Genomic DNA, 4,375 nt, shown 5'->3' on the forward strand with positions numbered 1-4,375 from the left:
GTTTCGGCGGGGGTGGTTCGTCCGGCGGCTGGTGATAATAAAAATGAGCAGGCAATTCACGACATGGCATTACTGACTGAACACGAACAACGCAAAGTCGCTGAGGCAATCGCCCGGGTCGAGCGCGACACCGATGCAGAGCTGGTGACCGTACTCGCGGCCCGTGCCGACGACTACGCGTACATCCCGTTGCTGTGGGCCAGCCTGCTGGCGCTGCTGGTGCCGGGCATCGTGCACTACCTTACCGGTTGGCTGACCATGCACAGCCTGCTGCTGGTGCAATGGGCCATCTTCATCGTGCTGTGCCTGGTGTTCCGCCTGCCGAAAGTCACCACCCATCTGATCCCGCGCTCGGTGCGTCACTGGCGCGCCTCGAACCTGGCGCGCCGGCAGTTCCTGGAGCAGAACCTGCACCACACCGAAGGCAGCACCGGCGTGCTGATTTTCGTCTCCGAGGCCGAGCGTTATGTGGAGATCCTGGTGGATGAAGGGATTTCCAGTCGCCTGGACAACAAGAACTGGGACGCCATCGTCGCCACGTTCACCCAGCAAGTGAAGCAGGGGCAAACGCTGCAAGGGTTTGTCAGCTGCGTCGAAGCCTGTGGCGAACTGCTCAAGGTGCATGTGCCCGTGACCCATGTGCGCAATGAGTTGCCGAACCGCCTGGTAGTGCTCGGCTAAGTCTTGCCGTGGCGTTATGTAGCGCTCGCCGCTACAACTCCCGTCAATTGTCCGGGTTTGGCCTTGTCGTCAGTATTTCTCTCTAACAGTGGACGCCCAGCGACGGGTGTTCCCAAGAAGAGGGATTCTTATGGCACCCCAACAATCGAATGACTCTTTGGCACGGGCAACTCGTGGCGCAGAGGCAAGTACACCGAAGGCGAAACTGACGGCGAAAGAAACACAAATCCTGATGTGGTGTTTCAAAGGTAAAACCTCCTGGGAAATCGCCAGGATCGAGAATTGCACGGAATCCACCGTCAATTTTCACTTCGCCAATATTCGCCGAAAGTTCGACGTCAGCTCTCGCACTTGCGCATTGCTCAAAGCGATCGAGTCGGGCGCGATCATCGTGGACTCGGTCGTTGCGCGAGGTGCACATGAGCGTGGCTGATTCGGCCTACAACGGTATCAATGGGCTCATGTTGGGGATGGGGATTGCGACCCTGCCAGTGGTTAATGGCGAGGTACTGTTCGGTGCAATGCTCGGCGCGTGGCTGGTCACCACCACTCGCACTAACTTCAAGACCTGGCAGCGCATCGGTTCCTGGTTGCTGTCTGCGGGTGTCGGTTACCTCTTTACGCCTGCCGCACATCCGCTGGTGCCATTTCTGACAGAAGGTGTAACAGCCTTTCTTTGCGCGCTGATCGTTATTCCTATCAGTATCAAACTCATGCAATGGATCGATGGTGCAGGTATCGGCGAAATCATTCGCCACCTGAGAGGGCGAAGATGATGGTCCGTGAAAGAGATGCCTTGGTGTGGGGGGGCGAGCCTGGCTCACTTGATCGGTGCGTTCAGATTGTCGTGTTTTCAGCGCATTTCTGCCTGTTGCCCGTAGTACTTCTTGCAGCAATGAAACTTTGGATTACATCTTTCATCAAGTTTCATTTACAGGATTAAGTGTTGCCAGAATAGCGGCCATTTCGGAAAGCCTGAGTTCCATGTCGCGCAGTCGTTGCTTTTCCTCGAGTGCGTTTTGTATGGCGCAGCGATCATCTTCGTCGAGCAGCCGCCAGATCGCGAGAATGGTGTTTTCCCGTGTTGTGCTTTCCTGATTGGCCTCCGAAGTGTCAGTAACTGTTTGTCGCAAAACCGGACCTTCGCCCAGCAGCAGCCAGTCAAGGGAGATTCCCCGGGTTTGAGCGATTTCTACGCATAATGAGTATGGTGTGCTGTCGCGGCCTTTCCAGCTGCTAAGGGTTTGCGGGCTGATCTGTAGCGCGGAGGATAAAGAAGCATCGGTTTTAGTGCCGGTAACTTGCTTCAGGCGAGCCAGAACAGCTTGTGATTTTTTGCTACGCAATTTGAGCCTCTTCCTTTTGACATATGCTTTTTGAGTGCCTAATTTATGCGTAATGAGTACTTTTTTTCTTGTAAGTAATCAATCATCAAAGATGAGTCAGAAGAATACGATGTCGAAACTTCCTAATGGTATCAGGGTGATTTCCTACGAGCATGGCTCGTTCCCATTACGCGTCCGCCCGATGCACTTCCTTATGTCTGGCAGACACTGTTCGCAAGTCCGGAGCGCCACGATGAACGACTTAAGCAGTATTGCGTTTGATCAGGTTGATTGCCACCCGATGACCGCCGGGATTCAAGCATGAGTACTTATAAAATGGTGTGCCCGCACTGCTTGAGCAGGATGCGCATCCGCACCAGCGAAGGCCGGCATATTTTCCTGCGGGTGGCGTATTTGCAATGCACGTCGGAAGCTTGCGGTTGGTCCGTGCGTGCCGAATTTGAAATGACCCATGAACTTTCGCCCAGCGGCATGCCCAACCCGGCCGTACGCCTGCCTTGCGCCGGACCTGATTTGCGCCGTGACGCCCGGCCCGTGGCAGTCAGTCCTGCCACGACAGACGTGCCGCAGGAGACGTGAGCATGATGGTTATCGATGAACATGCAGATATGAATGAGGAGCTTTTGGCCATCGCCCAGGCGTTTCTGGGGCGTCATGAAAGTGAAGGGGGGATCGACGATCAAGTCCTGTTTTGTCGGGCGGTGAAGCATTTGCAGAATATGGATGTACCGATGCACCTGGCGGAAAGGCTGGTCAGCCGTGCCTATGGGGTACTCAAGTCGCACAACGACCGTCGGCGGCTGGACATCGATGCCAGTTCCGAAACGGTCGCCGTGGTGACTGACCCGGCCAATGGCCTGACCTGGGCGGTGCCAGTGGGGTTGATTGTCAAACACATCATCAACTCACCGAACAACCGCAAGCTTCGCGTAGTGGAACCCTGAGGTTTCAACGATTGTGTTGAGGTCCTGGGCTGCTGACTGGGACCTGCCACAAAATAACCCCGTGCCCAAAGTCCTCGTCCCCCTTAAAATACCGGCATTCTTCGATTTGCATCGCCTGAGGCCGTTTTTCCATGTCCGTCACCGCCACTCCCGCCAGCCTCGCGCCGGATCACCACGCCCAGTTCATCGACCTGCTGCAAACCAGCCTCGAGCACAATGCGTTCATCAAGCTGGTGCTGGCCAAGTACGTGGGCGATGAAACGGACCTGCAGCGGATCATCATCAAGCCGGTGACGGTCAAGACGCAGCCTTGCCTGTCTTTTGTCTACCGCTACAAGACTCGCGATATCACCAAGAACCTGCCGGTGGCCGAAGGTGTTACGAGTATTGCCGAGTTGCTGCCCGCATCGTTCAAAAATGCGCATTTGTTGTCGTTGACCGACGAAGCCCAGCTCGAATACAGCAAAAAGGGCAAGTCATCGCTGTTCAAGAGCAAACCTCAGCAATTGCGCGAAGTGCCATCGGCCGAGCACAACCGTGAGAAAAACCGTTTTCTTGACCTGAGCCGGCCGTTTCTCGCCGACCTGGGCGTGACCAACAAGCAGCATGAGCTGATCCCGGCGATGTCGCGCAAGTGGAAGCAGATCAACAAGTTCATCGAAGTGTTCAGCCATGCGCTGACTTCGTCACCCCTGGCGCTGGACAAACCGGTGCGTGTGGCGGACTTCGGTTCGGGCAAGGGTTACCTGACCTTCGCCATCCACGATTACCTGCGCAATACCTTGAAGGCCGATGGCGAAGTGACCGGCGTCGAGCTGCGTGAAGACATGGTCACCCTGTGCAACACCGCTGCGGCCAAGCTTGAACACCCCGGCCTGGTGTTCAAGTGCGGTGACGTGCGCAGCGTGGCGCCGAGCGAGCTGGATGTGATGATCGCCCTGCATGCCTGCGATATCGCCACGGACTATGCGATCCACACCGGCATCCGTTCCGGCGCCTCGATCATCATGTGCTCGCCGTGCTGCCACAAACAGATCCGCCTGCAAATCCAGAGCCCGGCGCTGCTCAAGCCGATGCTGCAATACGGCTTGCACCTGGGCCAGCAGGCCGAGATGGTCACCGACAGTTTGCGCGCGCTGTTCCTTGAGGCCTGCGGCTACGAGACCAAGGTGTTCGAGTTCATCTCTCTGGACCACACCAACAAGAACAAGATGATCCTGGCGGTCAAGCGCGCTGAACCGGTGGACCCGGCCCAGTTGCTGGCGAAGATTCAGGAGCTGAAGGATTTCTACCACATCAGCGAGCATTGCCTGGAAACCCTGCTGCGCGCTGACGGCTACCTCTGACTCCCTGTAGGAGCCGGCTTGCTGGCGATGGCGTCCTCAAAATCGCCATCGCCAGCAA

The 4,375-nt window shown here is 56.5% G+C and carries 7 protein-coding genes; 6 read left to right on the forward strand and 1 reads right to left on the reverse strand.

Annotated elements, in window-relative coordinates; genetic code table 11:
* The first annotated feature begins 63 nt into the window (after window positions 1–63).
* From KGA88_RS00210 to KGA88_RS00220, 3 genes are all read left to right on the forward strand, one after another.
* A complete protein-coding gene (locus KGA88_RS00210; RefSeq protein WP_103394533.1) occupies window positions 64–681 on the forward strand; it encodes a TPM domain-containing protein in 618 nt (205 codons plus the stop codon).
* A 130-nt stretch (window positions 682–811) separates the two neighbouring features.
* Complete coding sequence (locus KGA88_RS00215; RefSeq protein ID WP_110661855.1) at window positions 812–1,114, forward strand: helix-turn-helix domain-containing protein; 303 nt, start codon at window positions 812–814, stop codon at window positions 1,112–1,114.
* Entirely contained in the window at window positions 1,101–1,457 is a 357-nt protein-coding gene (locus KGA88_RS00220) for a putative holin (RefSeq protein ID WP_110661856.1), read from the forward strand. Before KGA88_RS00215 ends, KGA88_RS00220 begins: the two co-directional genes overlap by 14 nt.
* 144 nt (window positions 1,458–1,601) lie before the next feature.
* Here KGA88_RS00220 and KGA88_RS00225 read toward each other — a convergent pair whose 3' ends face one another.
* Window positions 1,602–2,027: a helix-turn-helix domain-containing protein gene (locus KGA88_RS00225; protein ID WP_181432118.1), complete on the reverse strand. Its 426-nt coding sequence runs from the start codon at window positions 2,025–2,027 to the stop codon at window positions 1,602–1,604.
* Window positions 2,028–2,327: 300 nt separating this feature from the next.
* Between KGA88_RS00225 and KGA88_RS00230 the strand changes: the two genes are divergently transcribed.
* From KGA88_RS00230 to KGA88_RS00240, 3 genes are all read left to right on the forward strand, one after another.
* Window positions 2,328–2,606: an ogr/Delta-like zinc finger family protein gene (locus KGA88_RS00230; RefSeq protein ID WP_110661858.1), complete on the forward strand. Its 279-nt coding sequence runs from the start codon at window positions 2,328–2,330 to the stop codon at window positions 2,604–2,606.
* A 2-nt stretch (window positions 2,607–2,608) separates the two neighbouring features.
* Window positions 2,609–2,971, forward strand: coding sequence for a hypothetical protein (locus tag KGA88_RS00235; protein ID WP_110661859.1), 363 nt, complete (start codon window positions 2,609–2,611; stop codon window positions 2,969–2,971).
* A 131-nt stretch (window positions 2,972–3,102) separates the two neighbouring features.
* Window positions 3,103–4,317, forward strand: coding sequence for a class I SAM-dependent methyltransferase (locus KGA88_RS00240; protein WP_110661860.1), 1,215 nt, complete (start codon window positions 3,103–3,105; stop codon window positions 4,315–4,317).
* Window positions 4,318–4,375 lie beyond the last annotated feature (58 nt).

This window comes from Pseudomonas sp. A-R-19, assembly GCF_019956575.1.
In the GTDB taxonomy this organism is placed as follows: domain Bacteria; phylum Pseudomonadota; class Gammaproteobacteria; order Pseudomonadales; family Pseudomonadaceae; genus Aquipseudomonas.